This window comes from Neobacillus niacini, from assembly GCF_046591715.1.
GTDB classification, from domain to species: Bacteria; Bacillota; Bacilli; order Bacillales; family Cytobacillaceae; genus Neobacillus; species Neobacillus niacini_L.
Map to the genome: position 1 here is coordinate 1 of NZ_JAWVNQ010000016.1, position 19,677 is coordinate 19,677.

At 39.7% G+C, this 19,677-nt stretch carries 17 protein-coding genes; 11 read left to right on the forward strand and 6 right to left on the reverse strand.

Features of this window, described 5'->3' with window-relative positions:
• The coding region (locus SFC47_RS22690) for a C39 family peptidase (protein ID WP_411256842.1) at nucleotides 1-743 on the reverse strand (743 nt) is incomplete at its 3' end.
• 381 nt (nucleotides 744-1,124) lie between these two features.
• Between SFC47_RS22690 and SFC47_RS22695 the strand changes: the two genes are divergently transcribed.
• The 5 genes from SFC47_RS22695 to SFC47_RS22715 are packed head-to-tail and all read left to right on the forward strand — an operon-like array spanning nucleotide 1,125 to nucleotide 5,113.
• Nucleotides 1,125-2,075 carry an ABC transporter permease gene (locus SFC47_RS22695; protein WP_411256903.1) on the forward strand — a complete coding sequence of 317 codons (951 nt, stop codon included), beginning with the start codon at nucleotides 1,125-1,127 and terminating at the stop codon, nucleotides 2,073-2,075.
• Nucleotides 2,068-3,018: an iron chelate uptake ABC transporter family permease subunit gene (locus tag SFC47_RS22700; RefSeq protein ID WP_411256843.1), complete on the forward strand. Its 951-nt coding sequence runs from the start codon at nucleotides 2,068-2,070 to the stop codon at nucleotides 3,016-3,018. Before SFC47_RS22695 ends, SFC47_RS22700 begins: the two co-directional genes overlap by 8 nt.
• Complete coding sequence (locus SFC47_RS22705) at nucleotides 3,015-3,776, forward strand: iron ABC transporter ATP-binding protein (protein WP_411256844.1); 762 nt, start codon at nucleotides 3,015-3,017, stop codon at nucleotides 3,774-3,776. Before SFC47_RS22700 ends, SFC47_RS22705 begins: the two co-directional genes overlap by 4 nt.
• Nucleotides 3,777-3,794: 18 nt before the next feature.
• Nucleotides 3,795-4,751, forward strand: a complete 957-nt coding sequence (locus SFC47_RS22710; protein ID WP_411256845.1) for a siderophore ABC transporter substrate-binding protein — start codon at nucleotides 3,795-3,797, stop codon at nucleotides 4,749-4,751.
• 50 nt (nucleotides 4,752-4,801) lie between these two features.
• Entirely contained in the window at nucleotides 4,802-5,113 is a 312-nt protein-coding gene (locus SFC47_RS22715; protein WP_411256846.1) for an antibiotic biosynthesis monooxygenase family protein, read from the forward strand.
• Nucleotides 5,114-5,176: 63 nt separating this feature from the next.
• On the opposite strand, the gene SFC47_RS22720 is transcribed toward SFC47_RS22715, so the two are convergent.
• Nucleotides 5,177-5,665 (reverse strand): hypothetical protein, encoded by a 489-nt coding sequence (locus SFC47_RS22720; RefSeq protein ID WP_411256847.1) that lies wholly within the window; start codon nucleotides 5,663-5,665, stop codon nucleotides 5,177-5,179.
• Between the two features lie 243 nt (nucleotides 5,666-5,908).
• Here SFC47_RS22720 and SFC47_RS22725 point away from each other — a divergent pair, with 243 nt between their 5' ends.
• Complete coding sequence (locus SFC47_RS22725) at nucleotides 5,909-7,372, forward strand: PAS domain-containing sensor histidine kinase (protein ID WP_411256848.1); 1,464 nt, start codon at nucleotides 5,909-5,911, stop codon at nucleotides 7,370-7,372.
• A gap of 482 nt (nucleotides 7,373-7,854) precedes the next feature.
• Nucleotides 7,855-10,230, forward strand: coding sequence for a M14 family zinc carboxypeptidase (locus SFC47_RS22730; protein WP_411256849.1), 2,376 nt, complete (start codon nucleotides 7,855-7,857; stop codon nucleotides 10,228-10,230).
• Nucleotides 10,231-10,570: 340 nt separating this feature from the next.
• Here SFC47_RS22730 and SFC47_RS22735 read toward each other — a convergent pair whose 3' ends face one another.
• The 3 genes from SFC47_RS22735 to SFC47_RS22745 form a co-directional block, all read right to left on the reverse strand.
• Entirely contained in the window at nucleotides 10,571-11,347 is a 777-nt protein-coding gene (locus tag SFC47_RS22735) for a GNAT family N-acetyltransferase (protein ID WP_411256850.1), read from the reverse strand.
• Between the two features lie 166 nt (nucleotides 11,348-11,513).
• Nucleotides 11,514-11,621 carry a methionine/alanine import family NSS transporter small subunit gene (locus tag SFC47_RS22740; protein ID WP_411256851.1) on the reverse strand — a complete coding sequence of 36 codons (108 nt, stop codon included), beginning with the start codon at nucleotides 11,619-11,621 and terminating at the stop codon, nucleotides 11,514-11,516.
• 1 nt (nucleotide 11,622) lies between these two features.
• A complete protein-coding gene (locus SFC47_RS22745) occupies nucleotides 11,623-13,128 on the reverse strand; it encodes a sodium-dependent transporter (protein WP_411256852.1) in 1,506 nt (501 codons plus the stop codon).
• 245 nt (nucleotides 13,129-13,373) lie between these two features.
• On the opposite strand from SFC47_RS22745, the gene SFC47_RS22750 reads away from it, so the two are divergent.
• Nucleotides 13,374-14,714, forward strand: a complete 1,341-nt coding sequence (locus tag SFC47_RS22750) for an alkaline phosphatase (protein ID WP_411256853.1) — start codon at nucleotides 13,374-13,376, stop codon at nucleotides 14,712-14,714.
• Between the two features lie 189 nt (nucleotides 14,715-14,903).
• Entirely contained in the window at nucleotides 14,904-15,998 is a 1,095-nt protein-coding gene (locus SFC47_RS22755; RefSeq protein ID WP_411256854.1) for a cytochrome-c peroxidase, read from the forward strand.
• A gap of 59 nt (nucleotides 15,999-16,057) precedes the next feature.
• Here the strand turns inward: SFC47_RS22755 and SFC47_RS22760 are convergent, their stop codons facing one another.
• Nucleotides 16,058-16,594 carry a ribonuclease H-like YkuK family protein gene (locus SFC47_RS22760; protein WP_411256855.1) on the reverse strand — a complete coding sequence of 179 codons (537 nt, stop codon included), beginning with the start codon at nucleotides 16,592-16,594 and terminating at the stop codon, nucleotides 16,058-16,060.
• 341 nt (nucleotides 16,595-16,935) lie between these two features.
• Here SFC47_RS22760 and SFC47_RS22765 point away from each other — a divergent pair, with 341 nt between their 5' ends.
• Both SFC47_RS22765 and SFC47_RS22770 read left to right on the forward strand, forming a co-directional pair.
• Complete coding sequence (locus SFC47_RS22765; RefSeq protein WP_411256856.1) at nucleotides 16,936-18,363, forward strand: alanine/glycine:cation symporter family protein; 1,428 nt, start codon at nucleotides 16,936-16,938, stop codon at nucleotides 18,361-18,363.
• A 132-nt stretch (nucleotides 18,364-18,495) separates the two neighbouring features.
• Nucleotides 18,496-19,593 (forward strand): amidohydrolase, encoded by a 1,098-nt coding sequence (locus SFC47_RS22770; RefSeq protein WP_411256857.1) that lies wholly within the window; start codon nucleotides 18,496-18,498, stop codon nucleotides 19,591-19,593.
• The last annotated feature ends 84 nt before the right edge of the window (nucleotides 19,594-19,677 follow it).

A 19,677-nucleotide genomic window follows, 5' to 3' on the forward strand; every position in this document is an offset into this window, starting at 1 on the left:
CAATACGATATAGCCTGGCTTCCGAATTGGGTCCAGCTAGTGACAAAGTCTTGGATTTTGGCTGAATTATTCTGGTCAGGATAAAAAGGATCATTAAAATATACGTTGTTTTCATCATAGCCTGTGACTAGAACAGAATGTAATCTTCGAGTAATTTTAATTTCACCTTGGCTCGTATTCCAAGTTTCCCATTGATCCTCAGGTACAAAGGCAAAAGTACTGCTGACAATTACCCAAACCGGTTTTCCCTCATTTAGCTTTTTTTGCACAGCAGAAAAAGGTTCTCCCGTTATATTATCTATTTGGTTTGGCAGGTACTCATTTGCCAGGGTTTCTATGACTTCATGATAAACTCCTAAGCCTGGTTCATTATAGGTATACATATTACCTACAAAACCTTGGTGAGGATTCCCATAAACGCCATTACTGTGATAGGGAACCTTTGGAATTTCATCTGCAAGAGTCAGCTTGTCAACAGAGACTCCTGCAAAGTTTAATAACATGGCCAGGCTGGTTACTTCACAGCCGCGGGGAAGTTCAGGAAATTGCATTACTACAGGAACGGATAATTGTATGCTTTCTTTCATAAAGGTCTCCTTTTGATAGACAACTACACTCCGATCTATGTGAATATCCGACTTATATTCGGCGCTCGTTGTGATCGGCGAAATAGAAGCATAGTAGATGGGAAAGATTAATAGGAGGCTTACCATTGTAATTTTTTTAGGATGATGATTTTTCATGTAAGGAGCTCCTTTTCTAACTATCTAGGATTCTTGCATATAGGGCAGCAGATAATCTACTACTTATTACCTATAAGTTACTAATTCCCCATTGAAAGGGATTTCTCCTCCTAAAATGTTTTATCCCTTTAAAGTAACGAGATTTAAAGGCATCTTATTGAAGATTTACGACGTTAACATCATCTTTATGTCATAAAATATTCAGAAATCAGTGAAAATAGTTCTCACTAACGTGTTGACTTGAAAATTTTAACTGTTTATAATCAAAGGTATAAGGCGTTGATAATGATTTTCAATGTCATTATTTTTTGTTTCTAGTTGATAAAGATTCTCAATTAGATTGAGAATGAAAGAATAATAGAAATGTTGGGGACTGCCATGATGAAGAAAAGATATTTACTACTAGGATTAATACTCCTATCTGCTGTTTCCTTGTTTGTAGGGGTCAGCAGTATATCACCAATGGATTTGTTAGATGTGCAATCTGAGGAGACCCAGATATTCCTCATCAGCCGGCTGCCAAGACTTGTAGCAATTCTCTTAGCAGGAGCGGGGATGAGTATTGCGGGTTTGATAATGCAGCAGCTCAGCCGAAACAAATTTGTCTCGCCAACGACGGCGGGAACTTTAGACGCTACCCGGCTTGGGATCCTTGTTTCTATGCTATTGTTTGCAAATGCAACCATGCTCGAAAAAATGGCAGTAGCCTTCCTTTTCGCTCTTGCTGGTACTTTCTTATTTATGCAAATTCTAGACCGAATTAAGTTTAAAGATGCTATTTTCATCCCGCTTGTCGGGTTAATGTTTGGAAATATTCTGTCCTCTGTAACAACCTTTTTCGCTTATCGTGCTGACGTCATTCAAAATATGTCAGCCTGGCTTCAGGGTGATTTTTCCATGATTATGAAGGGCAGGTATGAACTCCTTTACATAAGTCTTCCGATCTTAATCATTGCCTATTTCTATGCTAACCGCTTTACAGTAGCTGGGATGGGTGAGGATTTTTCAAAAAATCTAGGGCTTGCCTACCGCCGGGTCGTAAATATCGGTTTGGTGCTGGTTGCTCTAGTGACAACCACGGTTGTTTTGACGGTAGGAATCATTCCATTCTTAGGGCTGATTATTCCGAATATCGTTTCGATTTTTAAAGGCGACCATTTGCAAAAAACATTGCCGCATACCGCACTCCTTGGAGCCATTTTCCTTCTGATTTGCGATATATTGGGCCGGGTGCTCATTTATCCCTATGAGATTTCGATCAGTCTCATGGTTGGGGTAATCGGAAGCGGAATTTTCTTATTCTTACTGTTCCGGAGGAAGGCTTATGCGTAACTTAATAAAATTGATTATCCTCGCATTGATCGCTGCGGGAGTCTGCGCCATTTATTTATTTCATGACTTAAACGGCAGCTTTGGTTACGCCCTGCCAAAACGAATGATAAAAGTGCTGGCAATGGTTTTGACAGGTGTCACGATTGCTTATGCTACCGTTGTTTTTCAAACCATTACACATAATAGAATCTTAACACCAAGCATCATGGGGCTGGATTCACTTTATATGCTTCTGCAAACATTGATCATCTTCTTTTTAGGCTCCGGCCACATGATGATCGTTAATAAGCAAGTGAATTTTATAATCTCAGTGGTCGCAATGATCATTTTTGCACTCCTTTTATATAAGTTTCTATTTAAAAAGGGCAGTCAGCCGATCTACTTTTTACTACTTGTAGGAATCATTGTCGGTACATTTTTCTCAAGTATTTCTACCTTTTTTCAAGTATTGATTGATCCAAACGAATTTCAGATTGTACAAGACCGCATGTTTGCGAGTTTTAATAATGTTAATTCAGACTTAGTCTGGCTGGCCATTGCGATTGTCTGTCTAGTTATGATTTATGCGTGGAGGTATTTAAAGTATCTAGACGTCCTGTCCTTAGGACGTGATACAGCCATTAATTTAGGGGTTCCATATGATTCGATTGTCAAACAAATGCTCGTGATTGTTGCAGTCTTCATATCAATCTCGACTGGCTTAGTCGGACCGATTACCTTTTTTGGCTTAATTGTTGCCAATTTGTCTTATCAATTTTTTAATACCTACAAACACACCGTCCTGATATCAGGTGCGATTCTCATGAGTATCATTGCCCTTGTTGGCGGGCAATGGGTGGTGGAAAGAGTCTTTACTTTCTCAACCACATTAAGTGTCATTATTAACTTTATCGGTGGAGTGTACTTCATCTATTTACTGCTAAAGGAGAGGAAAGCTGCATGATACAAGTCCGAGCCTTGTCAAAGTTATATGGTAAAAAGTCGGTCGTTGAGGATGTAACCGTAGATATTCAGCCGCGGAAAATCACGAGCTTTATTGGACCGAATGGAGCCGGTAAATCGACGTTATTATCAATGGTAAGCCGCCTTCTTGATTCGGATACAGGTGAAGTGCTAATTGACAAATCCGATGTAAAAAAGATGAAGTCTAATGACTTTGCCAAGAAGGTGTCAATCTTAAAACAGTCCAATTACATGAATGTGCGCTTGACGATTCGTGAGCTGGTGTCATTCGGACGCTTTCCTTATTCGAAGGGCCGATTAACTGAAGAGGATGAAAAGATTGTTGATCAATCGCTTGAATATATGCACCTGACCGATATGCAGGATAACTTCTTAGATGAGTTATCAGGCGGTCAGAGGCAGCGGGCGTTCATCGCAATGGTAATTGCACAGGATACAGAGTACATTTTGCTTGATGAACCATTGAATAATTTAGATATGAAGCATTCTGTTCAAATTATGAAAATACTGCGCCGGCTGGTTGATGAACTTGGAAAAACCGTTGTCATCGTGCTGCATGATATTAACTTTGCGTCCGTTTACTCTGATCGGATTGTAGCGATGAAGGATGGCAAGGTAGTAAAAGATGGGCCGACAGAAGAGATTATCGAATCAGCCGCATTGAAAGAGATTTACGATATGGATATTCCCATTCAAAAAATGGATGGCTGCAGAATTTGCGTATATTTTAGCTCATAAAAAAGGAGAGAGTTTAAGATGAAAAAGTGGAGTTTTTTAGTTTTAATGGTTTCAATGTTTTTATTATTAGCAGCGTGTGGATCTAAGGAAGCTAAGGAAGAAAGCAAACCTGAATCAACCGAAGCAAAAACGGCGGCAGCAGAGAAGCTGACGATCGAACATAAATATGGGGAAGCTGTTCTTGAAAAGAATCCAAAGAAAGTAGTTGTTTTTGACTTTGGAATTTTAGACACATTGGATGAATTAGGTGTGGAGGTAACTGGTGTTCCGCAAACAGCAGTCCCATCGTACTTAGAGAAATATGCAGGTGAAGGATATACGAATGTCGGAAGCTTAAAAGAGCCTGATTTTGAAGCGATTCATGCTATGCAGCCGGATGTCATTTTTATCAGTGGACGTCAGGCAGAATTATATGAACAGTTTGCAGAGATTGCTCCGACAGTTTATGTAGAACTAGATTATGCAAAATACATGGAGACCTTTGAGAAAAACATGGAGCTTGTAGGTGAAATTTTTGACAAGAAAGAAGAAGTAGCTAGTGCATTAGAGGAAATCAACTCAACAGTTGAGGAGACGAATAAAAAGGCTTCTGAAAATGGTAAAAAGGGGTTAATCGTCTTAGCGAATGAAGGAAAAGTGAGTGCGTATGGTCCAAGCTCTCGTTTTGGTATCATCCATGACGTATATGGTTTTGATGCAGCGGATGAGAAAATTGAAGTATCCACACATGGCCAAAGCATTACCATGGAATACATTATGGAAACAAATCCAGACGTATTGTTTGTCATCGACCGTAACTCTGCTGTAGGCGGCGAAGCGGGTGCAGAGAAAGTGATTGAAAATGAACTGGTTAAAAAGACAACAGCCTTCAAAGAAAATAAAATCATATACTTAAATCCAGATACTTGGTACTTAAGCGGCGGCGGATTAAAGTCTGTTAAGCTTATGGCGGAAGAAATCGAAGAAGCACTATAAAAGCACAGGCCAGGGTTCATTCCTGGCTTTCTTTATAAGGAGGAAATTGTATGTTTTATCAAGTTAGAAGAATTACTGTAAAAGAAGGGTTTAGTGGCCAAGTTGTCGAGAACTTTTCAAACAGAGGCGGCCTCTTGGCACAGCGTCCTGGTTATATTGGGAGACAGATTTTGGTTAAGAAGGTTCGCCGCGGCGAAGAGGAAGTTATGGTTATGGTTCAATGGGAATCTGAAGAGGATTGGAAGAATTGGGAGAAGAGCCCAGAGCATATCGCCGGTCATAAAGCGAAGCGCGCCGCGGGTTCTGAAAAACCTGACTACATTATTGAAACAAGTCACGATCTTTATTATGTAAAAGGATAAAACCTAGAAGAGGCTGATCGTTAGGATTACAGTTGTAATCTCTATTGAATCAGCCTCTTTTCTTTATTTTTTTTCGATTTCCACGTTATTTTCTTTTGCTAGTTCGTCGAGTTTATCATTATAGTCTTCAATTTGCAGGCGGCCTTCTTCTAGAAGCTGGTTGGCTTCATCAACCAAACTAGAATCTTGTTTTTCAAGAGCTTCAATAATTTTCTCAAAGGCGCTTAATTGAAGATTAGCACCAGAAAGGTAAATGTCATGAATCTCTTTCAATTCATCTGTTTCAATCGATACATTCTCAAGTTCAGTAATTAAATCAGTGTAATTGGGTAATACCACGTTGACCAAGGCATCGTACATCGTTTGATCATCCTTATAATTGGCCCCGGCAACACCTTCATAAGCAGCAACAGCTTTATCCTCGAGCTCCTGCGCAGTCTTCATCTCCTCATTTATATAATTCAAAATGTCATCCTGAACAGGACCGCCGCACCCAGCTAAAACAAGAAAAAGACCAAACAGCGCCACAGCCAGCACTCGCTTTTTCAGCATAACCCCACCTCCACCTGACCATTATATGAACAAATGGAAGTCCACTATGTATGAACAAAATCCAAATAAAATCATTTTAACTGTCCGCCTGAGGTGGACAGTGTCCACGAGTGGTGCCTGTCACCGAAGTAATGTCATCGAAGTAATGTCACCGATGTAACCGTTTTTCAAAAAAATCTTTCATTTGTCTCACAATTCTGTAAAATAGTATTAAAGGATTATGATCTGTTTGGAGAGATTGTTATGGCGAAATGTTACCCGATTTTTTACGGTACTGATACGGAAAATTTGTATAGTTCGGAGGAGCTGCTGGACTTATTTCTTAGATGTACGGTAGATGGAATTTGTATTATTGATATAGAGAATCGGTTTATTCGAATTAACCAGATGTATACAAAGATTTTTGGGTATACCGAAGATGAACTAATGGGAAGAAAGTTTGATGAGTTTCCTAATCCAGATTTCCTAAGTGAGGTTATGTCGAAAGTTAAGGAAGGACAGGACTTCCCTAATCTGATTACCCAATTTCACCACAAGAATGGGCACCTCCTTGACATTGCTGTTTCTTATTCACCATTCCGAACACGTACGGGAGTGATTATTGGGACAATTGCTATATTTCGTGATGTCACTAAAGAACTAAATATGGAAAGAGAATTAAAAAGAACGCGTGAGTTATATAAATTGATTACTGAAAACGCTTCAGATTTAATTAAGGTTTATTCAAAGGATAAGAGGATTATCTATGCTTCTCCATCGCATGAAAGGGTATTAGGTTTTTCTACAGAAGAGCTGATAGGCGAGCATGTGCTAAATGTGATTCTAAAAGAGGAACATGAGCCATTAATGGGGATGTCGAAAATACTTCATGATTCGGGAGAACCTCAGCTATTAAAACTAAAATTGAAAACAAAGGATAATAAAGCTTTTTATTCAGAGACAACGGTTTCGCCAGTCTACAATGAGAATATGGAGATTGACTCTTATGTTACGGTTGGCCGAAATATCACTGAACGAATTGAAAATGATAAGGCACTTCGTAATCTAGACCGTCTATCGATTATTGGTCAATTAGCTGCAGGTGTTGCGCATGAAATCAGAAATCCCTTAACTTCACTGAAGGGGTTTTCAAAACTATTGAAATCGTCAACTACTTCTGATAAACAAAAGGAATACTTATCTATTATCTCAGATGAGTTAGATCGTATAGATATGATTGTTAATGAGTTTATGTCATTGGCCAAACCTCAGGCTATTCAATTTGAGCAGGGAAATTTAATTTCAATCATAGAGAGTACCATTAATGTTTTACGTCCACAAGCCATGCTGGATAATGTCCAATTTACATTTAAATATCCTAAAGAAGAAAAGCTTGAACTACTATGCTCTCCAAATCAACTTAAACAAGTCTTTGTAAATGTGTTGAAAAATGCCATTGAATCAATGCCGCATGGAGGGAATGTATCGATTAATCTGCGGAAACTAAAGAATAAACGAGTGGTTATTTCTTTTAAGGATGAAGGTCCTGGGATTGATAAAGAGCTCTTAAAGTATTTGGGAACTCCATTTTATACAACAAAAGACAAGGGAATCGGGCTGGGATTAACAGTAAGCAATAAAATCATTCAAGAACACAATGGGACATTGAAAATAGACAGTCAAGAAGGAAAAGGAACAACTGTAAAAGTGGAATTAGAATGTATGTAATATTTCGTTCAAAAAACAATTAAATGCCTATCAATCTTTATGCCAGTCCATCATTAGATAAAGAGACAAGAATAATTATGGATAGGATGGATTGAATATGGCGAAGAGGAACAGAGGGAAAACGATTAACTATCTGCCGTCGAGAGGCCGCGGGACATGTCCTTTGTGCGGCAGGACAAGGATTAAGTTATTATATCCGTGCAAAACAGAAAACAACCAAACCATCAAAGTTTGCAAAAACTGCAGACTTAAATAACTAGAATCAAAAGTTCCTAGAGAAAAATCTCTAGGAACTTTTTTAATATTGGACAGTTAATGGTCATGGTGTAATGTATAACTTTATTCCTATGGCGGGCAGTATTTATTTACTTTTTCAGGAAAATGGTTGGATAGTAATTTGTTTCCAGCAATATTAAAATAACTTTATGTTATAAAAATACATAATTGTTAATAAAAATACATATGGTTGTGGGGGCTGTTTTATGAAGAAGAAAAAAATTGCCGGCCTATTAGCAGTTAGTTTGCTAAGTGCTGTTCCCTTTTCTACAGGGTTTGCAGAAGGGCCGAAATGGACAAATGTAAATGTATATGAAGAGCAAGATGCTAGCAAGTTTAATAGTGAAAACTATGACTTTCTGAAATTCTCACAAGTAGGGGCTAAACTAGCAGCGATTGAAAAACAATCCAATCGTGTAAAAGTAGAAGTGCGCGGGACATCTGCTGATGGTCATCCTCTTTATGTTGTTACCATTGCCGATCCATCTACACAAGGTAAGTTTGGAAAATTCCAATCCCTAAGAAAACAAATGTTCAAGAATCCTGGAAAGGCTCAAGATTGGATTAGTAATAATCCTGATTTTAAAGTGCCGATTATGATTAATGGCTCGATTCATGGTACCGAGTTCGTGGGAAGTGACGCTGTTATCCAGTTAATCGAACGCTTTGCAACACAAGATGATGCAGAGACGAAAAATATTTTAGAGAATAATATTCTTATATTTAACGTTGTGCAAAATCCTGATGGCCGTATAGATGCTACGCGCTTTAACGGGGAAGGCATTGATTTGAATCGTGACTTTATCACTCAGTCTCAGCCTGAAACCCAAGAAACGGTAGAATTAATCAAAGAGTGGAATCCGATGGTATTCCTTGATACCCATGGTTATGTGAAGAGTTATGGACCTAACCTGCAGGGATTAATTGAACCATGTACACCTCCTCATAATCCTAACTATGAGTATGACCTTTATAATAAATGGGCAGTAGAACAGGCAAAGGCAATGGAAGCAGAAATTATGGATGACAAGGCCAGTTTTACAGGCAGTTTATATAAAAGTATGGAGGGTGTATACGTACCACAGCGTGATGACGCAGCTGGCTGGGATGATTATCCGCCAATTTTCACACCAATGTATGCAATGTACCATGGCGCTTACGGTCATACGTTAGAAGCTCCAACAAATGACTTGGATGGGGTACGCTGGATGTATAATGCGATTATGGGTGCCTTGAATTTTGCTACTGAAAATAAACAAGATATGATTAAAGATCAAATTGAAATGTTTAAACGCGGCATTAACTTTGATCACCCTACCCATAAGGAAGGATTCTTCCCGAATGCTTATATTTTGCCAGTGGATGAAAAAGATCCTACCGTAACAAAAAAGGCTGTCAGCCATTTACTTAAGAATGATATTGAGGTGACAGAAGCAGCGAAGGCATTTACGGTTGATGGCAAATCCTATCCGAAGGGAACCTATCTTGTTCAGATGGACCAAGCCAAGGCAGGTTTAGCCAACACAATGCTATGGGATGGAGAAGATATCTCAAACGATACTCCAGCTATGTATGATATTTCCGCATGGAGTCTGCCGGAGCTTTGGGGCTTTGAAGCACTTGAGACATACAGTCCTGTAAACGTTACAGCAAAACAGGTGAATCAGGTGACCCTTCAAGGTTCTGTTACCGGTAAAGGTCCATATGTGATTCCAAACAGTTCTGTAAAGAGTGTGGAATTGGTAAATACCTTGCTCAATCAGGGAGTGGCTATTTCACGTGATGCAGAGGGGAACTTTTATACAAAAGCTGATGCGAATAAAATATCAGCTGCTGTGAAAGAATCTGGTTTGCAGATTGAATCAGCAGCATCAGTGCCGGAGGATGTAAGTGAAGTATCCAGCTTGCAGGTAGCCATTCTGAAGGATGGCGGTATGGGGAAAGTTCAGTCTCACAGCGGGACAAAGCTTGCACTGAAGAGACTTGGATTTGCTGTTTCAGAGGTGACACCTGTGGATGTAGCAGTGAATGGTTTAGAGGGCTTTGATGTATTTGTTTACAGTGGGTCTGAAAGTTTAATTTCTACCAATCTATCTGCTGCAAACAAAGAATTCGGGTTCCAAACTGCTGACCAATTTTCAACTTTTAAGAGCAATGTAACAAGTTTTGTTGATAATGGCGGAAAATACATTGCTATAGGTGCCGGTGCATCCAGAGCAACTAAAACACTTGGTTTGACCAATAACGTAATTAATACCGGCGGGTCAAACAGTAATGGTATTGTGAAGGTAAATTATGAAGGTACGGGATTAACTGCAGGCTATGAACAGGACGATATCGGCTTTGTTTACCGTCCAGCTTGGTATACGAATACTGGAAATGATGAAGTTGCTGCCACTTTAGCTAATTCAGATGACTTCTTTGTTGCAGGCCATTGGAGAACTGATAAATTGCCAGCCAAAGGTCAAGCCGTAATCGTAAAAGAGGAAGATAAAGACGTCACGCTAATTGGTTTAGAGGCAGGTTTCCGAGACCACACCGACTACTTGTTTAGGCTTCTATCCAATGCAATATTTGAATAGTAAGGATGAGCAAAGCCTGGTTCCACTATGAACCAGGCTTGTTTTTTTGAAACTAGGCTGTGTTAATGCTGAATGTTCGTGTGTTTAGAAAATAAGCGGAACTTTTCCGCTTATTTTGGGAAATACCTATATTTCCTTTATAATAAGCGGAGTTTTTCCGCTTATTGCACCCAAATCCTTCGATTTTGTCTTATTTAAAGCAGTTAACAGGAATATCTCCGCTTATTTTGCCTCAAAATCATCATCTAGATACAATAGACGGAAATTCTCCGCCTATCACACTCAACCGGCACGAAAATCAACAATAGGGCCTAAAACTGTAAAGTGATAAGAGTTCAAATTAAACATACTTTGGTGACATACAGGGTGTTGAATATCCATAACAGTGGAATCCATGCTTCTCAAGAATGGGCCTGCTCATTTGGCTGGCATCGACAAGAAGTAATGGATAACCATTTTGGTCCGCCTCACGGGCACGAATTGCTAGAAGTGAAGAGTAATAGCCTTTTTTTCGATAATCTGCCAGGGTGGAGCCTCCCCATAGGCTTGCAAATGGTGTGCCTTCATGAAGGTACATCCAGGCTGCACTGACTATTTTCCCATCTTCATAGGCTCCGTAAAGGGAAAGGCGGGCGGAAGGGTCACTGAAATCTCGAACAAGCCGCTGACCTAAATCTTGATAATCATCATTCCAAACTTCTTCCTCTAGTTTAATAATGTCCCATATTTCCTGTTCAGTTGTTAGTCTTTTTACTTCTGGAAGAATACGGGGATTAAGCAGCTGATTAGTTTCAGATAGGTCAGAAATCATCAGAGCCTCAGGCTCTTCAAGGGTAAACCCTTTACTTTGCAATCGTTCTTTTAAATCTAAAGGCTGGTCGTAATCAAAAACCTTCCACTCAAATTGCTGTTTTAATCCTTTAAAGTAAGTAATTTGTTCGTCTATAACAGTATCGGCATTATTTCCATCTATTTTTGAGTAGGAAATAAACCCCGGTTCCTTCGATAAAGAAATCATTCTAACTACCGTTTCGGTTTTCTCGATGCGAGAATGGGGGTCAATTATTCCAATTCGTAAATGCTGGTTAAAAAGATCTAGTATTGTTTCTCTATCCATAATAAACCTCCTCTAATTATTCCAAAGAGAACAGATTTAGCATATAACAATTTTTCCAATGTTAATAGATAATTTCGACTATCTATATATTTATGATCATAGTCGAAATCTAGAAAGGTTCATAGAAAAAAAGGATTGGGCATTGTTATTCGCCCAATCCTTTTTGTTAGGATGATTTCTTTGCTACTCTAACCATGTTGTATATGCTGGCTGCTAAACCTCCCCAGAGTATGACCATTCCGACAATCATCATTGTGAGTGCACTTGCTGACATGTTAAGCAACCTCCTTGTTTAGATCATCTTTTACATTGGATTTCCATCCTTTACGTGATAGGAGAATTCCACCTGCTATCGTTACCACTACTACAAGTAATCCTGCATACATGATTAGTTCGGTAGGATAGCCTTCATAATTTTCCTTTAGATTTTGACGGATGTTGTCAAACATCATATACCCTAGAACAATTGGTGTAACAACACTTAAGCAAATTTTCCACCAGCCTCCAACACGAAGGTCAGAGATGGCATTTGTATGGGATTGTAAGCCCCCAAGTCCTTTGAAGAACCATGCAATTAATACTACTTCTACTAATCCGGCAGTTACTACACCAAAGTTATTGATGAAATAATCTACGACATCAAGGAAGTATAATCCTCCATTTGTTGCAAATAGCAATGAAATGATTGTTGCTGCGAAACCACTTGTTAGTACTGCTTTTGTACGAGAGACATTAAATTTCTCTTGAATACCAGCTACAAACGTTTCTACAATTGAAATCAATGAGGTCATTCCAGCAAAAACAAGAGATAAGAAGAACAATACTCCAAAGAATCCGTTCATTCCTGGAAATTCATTAATGATGCTTGGGAAGACAACAAATGCAAGGCCAATTCCGCTGCTGACTACTTCATCAACTGCTACCCCTTGTTGATTAGCCATAAACCCAAGTGCTGCAAATACCCCAATTCCAGCTAGTAATTCAAACCCTGAATTAGCGAAAGCTGTAATGAATGCATTATTATTGATATCAGATTTTTTTGGAAGATAGCTAGAATACGTCAGCATGATTGCAAATCCAATCGATAGTGAGAAGAAAATTTGCCCATAAGCTGCAATCCAGACCTTACCATCTAAAATCATACTCCAATTTGGTTTAAAAAAGGCGTCTAAACCTTGTACTGCGCCATCTAATGTTAAAGCGCGAATAACGATAATTAGAAACATAACTACTAAAGTAGGAAGGAATATCTTATTTAGTTTTTCAATTCCCTTTGAAACACCACGATAAAGGACGAAAATAGCAACTGCCCATATGAAGAGCAATGGTATTACTATGCCAGGAACTAATCCTCCGATTTGCCCAGGTTTTTCGGCAATTTTTAAGACGTCACCGAATAAGAAGCTGCCAGGGTCTGATCCCCATTGTGTACCAAACGAATAAATTGTATATTTTATCGCCCAAGCTACGATAACGGCATAATACGTACAGATGACAAAGGAGATTAATAACTGCCACCAGCCAAGCCATTCAGCTTTTTTATTAAAACGAAAAAGAGAAAGTGGTGCAGAGCCTCTATATTTATGTCCAATCGTGAACTCCATAATTAAAATGGGAATTCCAGCTGTTAAAATGGCGAACAGATAAGGTAAGAAAAATGCTCCCCCGCCGTTTTCATATGCTACTGCTGGAAACCTCCAGATATTTCCTAAACCAACTGCGGAACCAACTGCTGCCATAATAAAGCCATATCTTGATCCCCATTGTTGACGTTTTTCCATGGTGTAACCCCCTAGGTAATTCCAAATTTTTCTATGTTTTGTAAAAATTCAGATAACTAATTTGTTATATTAATATACCTGTTGTTTTTGCAAATGTCAAATAGTTATTTTTAATCCGCCTGGTTGTTTGAATTTTGTTATGGAGGGAAACGGTTTGCTGGAGGAATTGAAAAAAATGGATAATATTTTCATACTTCAACAATAATAAATACATTTGGAAATACCACTTTAAGGGGGAATGATGCATGTACTCTTTAGGTAAATGGACAGTATTAATGACTGTCTTCATCTCACTCTTATTATTAGGTAATGAAGAGACTGGTGAAGCAACGGGTAACGTGAATACAAGTGGTGAAATAAAAAATATTATTTTCTTAATTGGTGATGGTATGGGGGTTTCCTACACATCCGGATATCGTTATTTTAAAGACAATCCAGCCACCAAGGAATTAGAAGCAACCGAATTTGGCCCATACCTCGTTGGCCAGCAGACGACTTTTCCCAATGACCCAAGGCATAATGTAACCGATTCTGCAGCCTCAGCAACTGCAATGGCTACGGGTGTTAAAACCTATAATGGTGCAATTGGCATTGGAAATGATCACTCTAAATTGAAATCTGTCATTGAAGCTGCTAAAGAAAAAGGGAAGGGTACAGGACTGGTTGCGACGGCGCCGATTACCCATGGGACTCCAGCAGCATTTGGTGCCCATGTAGCACAGAGAAAAAGCATGAGTGCAATAGCGGATGATTATTATCAAGATTTAGTAAATGGATCCCATAAAATAGACGTTTTGTTAGGCGGGGGGTCAGAGTGGTTTATTCGTCAGGATAGGAACCTGGTAGAAGAGTTTGTTAAAGACGGCTACAGCTATGTAAGAAACGTGGAGGAGTTGAAACGAGACGAAAGTAACCAAGTGATAGGACTATTTGCTAAGAGTGGTCTTCCGAAAATGATTGATCGGCCAAAGGGCGTCCCTTCCCTGGCAGAAATGGCAGTTTCAGCGATTGACAGACTAAATAAGAATGAAAATGGTTTTTTTCTAATGATTGAAGGCAGTCAAATCGATTGGGCAGCACATGACAATGACATAGTAGGTGCAATGAGTGAAATGGAAGACTTCGAGAAGGCATTTAAAGCGGCCATAGACTTTGCTAAAAATGATGGACACACATTAGTAATTGCCACAGCTGACCATTCAACAGGGGGATACACGATCGGTGCCGGGGGCCAATATAACTGGTTTAGTTCCGTGATTAAAGCCGTGAAGCGGACGCCGGATTATATCGCGGTAAAAATAGCTAAGGGGGCAGATGTTAAAGGTACCTTAGCGAAATATATAGACATTCCTTTAACCAGAAACGAAATAAAATTAGTAGAAAGAGCAGCCAGGACCCAGAAAGTCAAAAACATTGATGATGCAATAGAAGAAATCATCAATACCCGATCCTATACAGGCTGGACAACAAGAGGACACACAGGAGAAGACGTAAATGTTTATGCGTACGGTCCAGGAAGCGAACGCTTTAGAGGGCAAATCGACAACACCGACCATGCCAAAATCATCTTCGATATCCTCAAATGATAGCTTTTGGGTGCCTGTCACCACTTTTGTGGTGACAGGCACCGCTCGTGGACACTGTCCGCCTCAGGCGGACAGTTGTTTTGTTATGTCTGCAATTGTTTGCTGATTTCTTCACATTCGAGTGCTCATTTTTAATAAAACCAATTTTATAATGGTGATAAGATATATAAACAGAGGAGCACTTTAATTATGAAAAGAATAGTGAAGGGCACCATTTTAATGTTATTTTTTTGTCTTGGATTGTCGGCATGTGGAGAGAAGGATAAGGTAATAGCTCCAACTAATCTGCCATTAGAGAAACAGGAGACAGCGCAGGCAAGTGAAATAAATCTAGAGGAGCTTCTAGAAAGCCTTCGTAATCATACGACGTTGGTGCCTCTTGGAGATGTACCCGTTCCAGAGGATAATCCAATGAAACCGGAAGTACTAGAACTTGGGCAGGCGTTATTTTTTGATCCGCGGCTTTCGGGTAATAATCAGGTTAGCTGTGCCACTTGTCATGATCCGAAAGCGGGTTATGGAGACAGCAAACCAACCTTTGATAAATATACGGGCGGCAATGGAGCAAGGAACTCCCCGACGGTTATTAATTCCGGTTATTACACGTCGAATTTTTGGGATGGCCGTGCAGCCTCTCTAGAAGAACAAGCGCTGGGTCCTATTCAAAATCCAGACGAGATGAATCAGCAGCTTGATGATTTGATTCAAGAATTATCAGCCATAAAAGGCTATCAAGAACTTTTCCAAGCAGCCTTTAACGAAGGTGTCACAGAACAAAATATTGCAAAGGCCCTTGCGGCTTTCCAAAGGCAAATTGTTGTAAAAGATACCCTTTACGACAAGTTCCTAAAAGGGGATACAAAAGCTTTATCAAAACAAGAAGCCAGCGGCCTTCGATTGTTCACAGGAAAAGCTTTTTGTGTTACCTGTCATAATGGACCCAATCTATCTGATAACAATTTCTACAATATTGGGCTCGATACGGATGATAAAGGCCGGCAGGCTGTAACCAATCAGGAAGAAGATCTAGGCAGAATTCGGACACCTGGTTTATATGGAATAACCCATACTGCACCATATATGCGTGACGGCAGTCTTGCTACTCTAGAAGAGGTCATTGATTATTACGACCGCGGCGGGGATGACCACCCTAATAAGAGCTTTTTTATGCAAAAATTTATGAGTCCACTTGGCTTAAGTGACCAAGAGAAGGCAGATTTATTAGCTTTTCTTAAAACCTTGGGAGGAGAACCGCCGATTTTCACGAAGCCAGAATTGCCATAATACAAGTAGAGACCTGAGCCCTAGTGCGTTTTTTGGTGAACGCAATATGGCTCAGGTCCCTATTTTGTGTAGCGATTGGCATAGCTAGAGGCAACAAAGGCGTTTGGCTTTATTTTAGGCTCCACACCCATGGATTCCATGCGCGATACCATTTCTTTTACAAATTCCCTCGTTTTGTTTCTTTTTCCGGCTCCGATATCAATATGACCTTCCATCGTAAATGTTGCTCCTTGATAAATAAAGGGAAGGACAATATTGATTAAACGGTCTTTTCTTTCCTCTGTAAACAATGCAACAATGTCCTCTGTTAATGAAAGTTCAAAGGAAATCCTCTCATGGAGCTGCGTCATTTTTCTAGGAATCACAATCTTCCGGATGCAAGCCCAAGCACCTTTACCCTCATTTTGGATTACAATACCCGTAATAAAAATGGTATGTCTTTTATGAACCTGTGAGTCCGTACCAACCATTAACCGATAATTTCCACTTGGCGCTATGTTCATGAACTTTACAATGTTTGCGAATACCTCTTCAAACGACATGCTTTTTTCACGAAGATTTTGAAACGAATAATCAAAAACTTGATAATTTTTCATTTAAGACACCACATCTTTCCTTTCTAGAGATAATTACTCCTACAATTCTTAATATTATTTTATGGAATAAAAATTATTCTTGTGCACCAAGAAACGGACATGCTCGAAACAAATTTGTCCAAAAGGGAATCACTAGATCCATCTAGATTTTTGGTTTTAAAAATAGAAGGACATTAAATTTTTGTAAATAAGTAAAAACGGCACTCCATAAGCCGTCTGTAATCTAGTAAACAACCAGCCTAATGGATTTGGAAGGATCATACATTGTCAATTTTATGAGTTTTTGCTAAATTAAATCTTTGGGTGGAGAGAAATTTATGGTTTAGGGAGGGAATTTTTATATGAAGTTGATAGAGAATTTTATGAATGGAGCAAATACATTACTTTGGTCATATGTTTTAATTATCATGCTGGTTGGCCTGGGTCTGTATTTTACATTCCGTACAAAGTTTGTCCAATTTCGAATGATTGGGGAAATGTTTCGGTTAATGGGTGAAGGTGCAACTTCTGGTAAAAAGGGAGTTTCGTCGTTTCAAGCATTTTGTATCAGTACCGCATCTCGAGTAGGGACAGGAAATCTTGCGGGTGTCGCGATAGCGATTACAACAGGTGGTCCAGGAGCCGTTTTTTGGATGTGGCTTATCGCATTAATCGGATCAGCTTCTGCCTTTGTGGAAAGTACCCTTGCGCAGATCTATAAAGTAAAAGAGGGCGATACCTTCCGAGGCGGACCAGCTTACTATATGGAAAAGGCATTAAAAGCTCGCTGGATGGGCGTTACATTCGCAGTATTAATCTCCATCACTTTTGGTCTAGCTTTTAACTCTGTTCAAGCGAATACCATAACAAGTTCATTAAATAATTCCTTTGGAATCGATAAGACAATCGTTGCAGTTATACTTGCTGTGATTACAGCAGTCATTATTTTTGGCGGTATTAAAAGAGTAGCCAAAGTGTCTGAATGGATGGTTCCAATTATGGCAGGGGCGTATGTATTAATCGCTCTTTATATTATAGTAACGAATTTTACTGAAATACCTGGTGTTATTGCATTGATTTTTAACAGTGCTTTTGGTTTTAATGAAGTAGCAGGCGGGGCTCTTGGTGCCGCGATGATGAACGGGATCAAACGCGGCTTGTTCTCAAACGAGGCTGGAATGGGTAGTGCACCAAATGCTGCTGCAGCGGCAGACGTCAGCCACCCTGTTAAACAAGGGCTCGTTCAGTCGCTTAGCGTATTTGTGGACACGCTCGTGATTTGCAGCTCAACGGCATTTATCATTCTTTTATCAGGTCTCTATACATCAGAGGAAGCGAACGGAATTGTTCTGACCCAAAATGCGCTTGAAGGTTCATTAGGGTCTTGGGCAGGAACTTTCCTTGCATTCATCGTATTTTTATTTGCCTTCAGTTCAATTGTAGGGAATTACTATTATGCTGAATCGAATATTGAATTTATTAAGAATAATAAAGTGTTCCTAAACATCTTCCGTGCATTAGTGGTCGGAATGGTAGCGTTCGGTGCAATCGCGGAATTGAGCTTTGTTTGGAATCTTGCAGATTTATTTATGGCTTTAATGGCGATTATAAATCTGATTGCCATCGCGTTATTAGGGAAGTTTGCCTATGCAGCACTTGCAGATTATAAAAAACAAAAGGCCGAGGGGAAGAACCCAGTATTCTACTCAACCAATATCGAGGGCTTAAATAACCTTGATGCATGGGAAGATGCACCAAAACAAATGGATTCGAAAAGAAAATTAGGCTAACTGCTGAGTGACAGGTACTTCGGTGCCTGTCACCTTTTTATAACTGCCTGCCTTTTTAAAAATCATTGTAAGGATAGGCTTTGTTGTTGTACTATTTGAATAATAGTTTTTAGGGGATAGGGGTGCTTTACATTGAATGTAGTTTATGAAAAACAGATTTTGGACTGGTTTCTTGATTTTCATCGAAACCCAGAGGTGAGCTGGAAGGAGTTTCGGACAACCCAAACCATTGCTGGTATTTTAGAAGAACTGGGTGTTACATACCGTACTTTTCCTGATGTGACTGGGGTTATTGCAGAAATTGGGGAAGGCGATGAGGTAATAGCTGCCCGAGCGGAAATGGATGCTTTATGGCAGGAAGTGGACGGAGTATGGCAGGGGAACCACAGCTGTGGTCATGATGCGATTATTTCTATGGTATTAGGTGCCCTTCTTTATACCAAAGATAGAACCCTGACGAAAAAGCTTCGTTTTATTTTTCAGCCTGCTGAAGAAAAAGGAAACGGGTCACTGGCAATGATTGAAAGAGGGGCCATCGATAAGGTGAGCCACTTATTCGGGGTACACCTGCGCCCGGTTGAAGAACTTCCATTAGGTAAAGTATCTCCTTCAATCCATCACGGTGCTGCAATCTTTTTAGAAGGGAAAATTATCGGATCAGATGCACATGGGGCAAGACCGCACCAAGGCAACAATGCCCTGGATGTGATTGTTGGACTCCATCAGTTCATAAAATCGATCTACCTGTCACCCTTCGAATCCTACTCTGCCAAACTTACGAAAGTGATTGCTGGCGGAGAGAGCTTAAATATTATCCCAGGTACAGCTGAATTTGGTATCGATGTGCGTGCTCAAAAAAATGAAGTCCTAGGCAGCCTGAAGGACAAAATTGAGCATGGCCTTAACAGCTTAAAAACCCTTTACGGTGTTGATATTGAATGGAAGTGGAGTGATTTCACACCAGGTGCTGAGGTATCAAAAGAGGCAGAGACGATTGCACAAGATGCCATTGTTGCGATTACGGGACGTGAGGTGCTTGCATCACCGGTTATAACATCCGGCAGTGATGATTTTCATTTCTACACCATTAAGAATCCAGATTTGAAAGCATCCATGATTGGTGTTGGTGCCGATCTTTTGCCCGGTTTACACCATCCTAAAATGACCTTTAACACATCCGTTCTTGACCTTGGGGCGCGTATTCTAGCAGAGGCAATGGTGAAAGCATAATAAGGTAAGCGGTGTAGAAATGAACACCGCTTTTTTCATATAAATAAAAAAGATAAATGCCAAGTATAATAGTAGTTTGATAGA

What these genes read in the sequence shown, in the direction of transcription:
- SFC47_RS22735 (WP_411256850.1), bottom strand. Translation starts at nt 11,347, where the DNA reads ATGGATAGAGAAACAATACTAGATCTTTTTAACCAGCATTTACGAATT.
- SFC47_RS22755 (WP_411256854.1), top strand. Translation starts at nt 14,904, where the DNA reads ATGAAAAGAATAGTGAAGGGCACCATTTTAATGTTATTTTTTTGTCTT.
- SFC47_RS22715 (WP_411256846.1), top strand. Translation starts at nt 4,802, where the DNA reads ATGTTTTATCAAGTTAGAAGAATTACTGTAAAAGAAGGGTTTAGTGGC.
- SFC47_RS22740 (WP_411256851.1), bottom strand. Translation starts at nt 11,621, where the DNA reads ATGTCAGCAAGTGCACTCACAATGATGATTGTCGGAATGGTCATACTC.
- SFC47_RS22700 (WP_411256843.1), top strand. Translation starts at nt 2,068, where the DNA reads ATGCGTAACTTAATAAAATTGATTATCCTCGCATTGATCGCTGCGGGA.
- SFC47_RS22710 (WP_411256845.1), top strand. Translation starts at nt 3,795, where the DNA reads ATGAAAAAGTGGAGTTTTTTAGTTTTAATGGTTTCAATGTTTTTATTA.
- SFC47_RS22760 (WP_411256855.1), bottom strand. Translation starts at nt 16,594, where the DNA reads ATGAAAAATTATCAAGTTTTTGATTATTCGTTTCAAAATCTTCGTGAA.
- SFC47_RS22765 (WP_411256856.1), top strand. Translation starts at nt 16,936, where the DNA reads ATGAAGTTGATAGAGAATTTTATGAATGGAGCAAATACATTACTTTGG.
- SFC47_RS22695 (WP_411256903.1), top strand. Translation starts at nt 1,125, where the DNA reads ATGAAGAAAAGATATTTACTACTAGGATTAATACTCCTATCTGCTGTT.
- SFC47_RS22745 (WP_411256852.1), bottom strand. Translation starts at nt 13,128, where the DNA reads ATGGAAAAACGTCAACAATGGGGATCAAGATATGGCTTTATTATGGCA.
- SFC47_RS22705 (WP_411256844.1), top strand. Translation starts at nt 3,015, where the DNA reads ATGATACAAGTCCGAGCCTTGTCAAAGTTATATGGTAAAAAGTCGGTC.
- SFC47_RS22730 (WP_411256849.1), top strand. Translation starts at nt 7,855, where the DNA reads ATGAAGAAGAAAAAAATTGCCGGCCTATTAGCAGTTAGTTTGCTAAGT.
- SFC47_RS22725 (WP_411256848.1), top strand. Translation starts at nt 5,909, where the DNA reads ATGGCGAAATGTTACCCGATTTTTTACGGTACTGATACGGAAAATTTG.
- SFC47_RS22720 (WP_411256847.1), bottom strand. Translation starts at nt 5,665, where the DNA reads ATGCTGAAAAAGCGAGTGCTGGCTGTGGCGCTGTTTGGTCTTTTTCTT.
- SFC47_RS22750 (WP_411256853.1), top strand. Translation starts at nt 13,374, where the DNA reads ATGTACTCTTTAGGTAAATGGACAGTATTAATGACTGTCTTCATCTCA.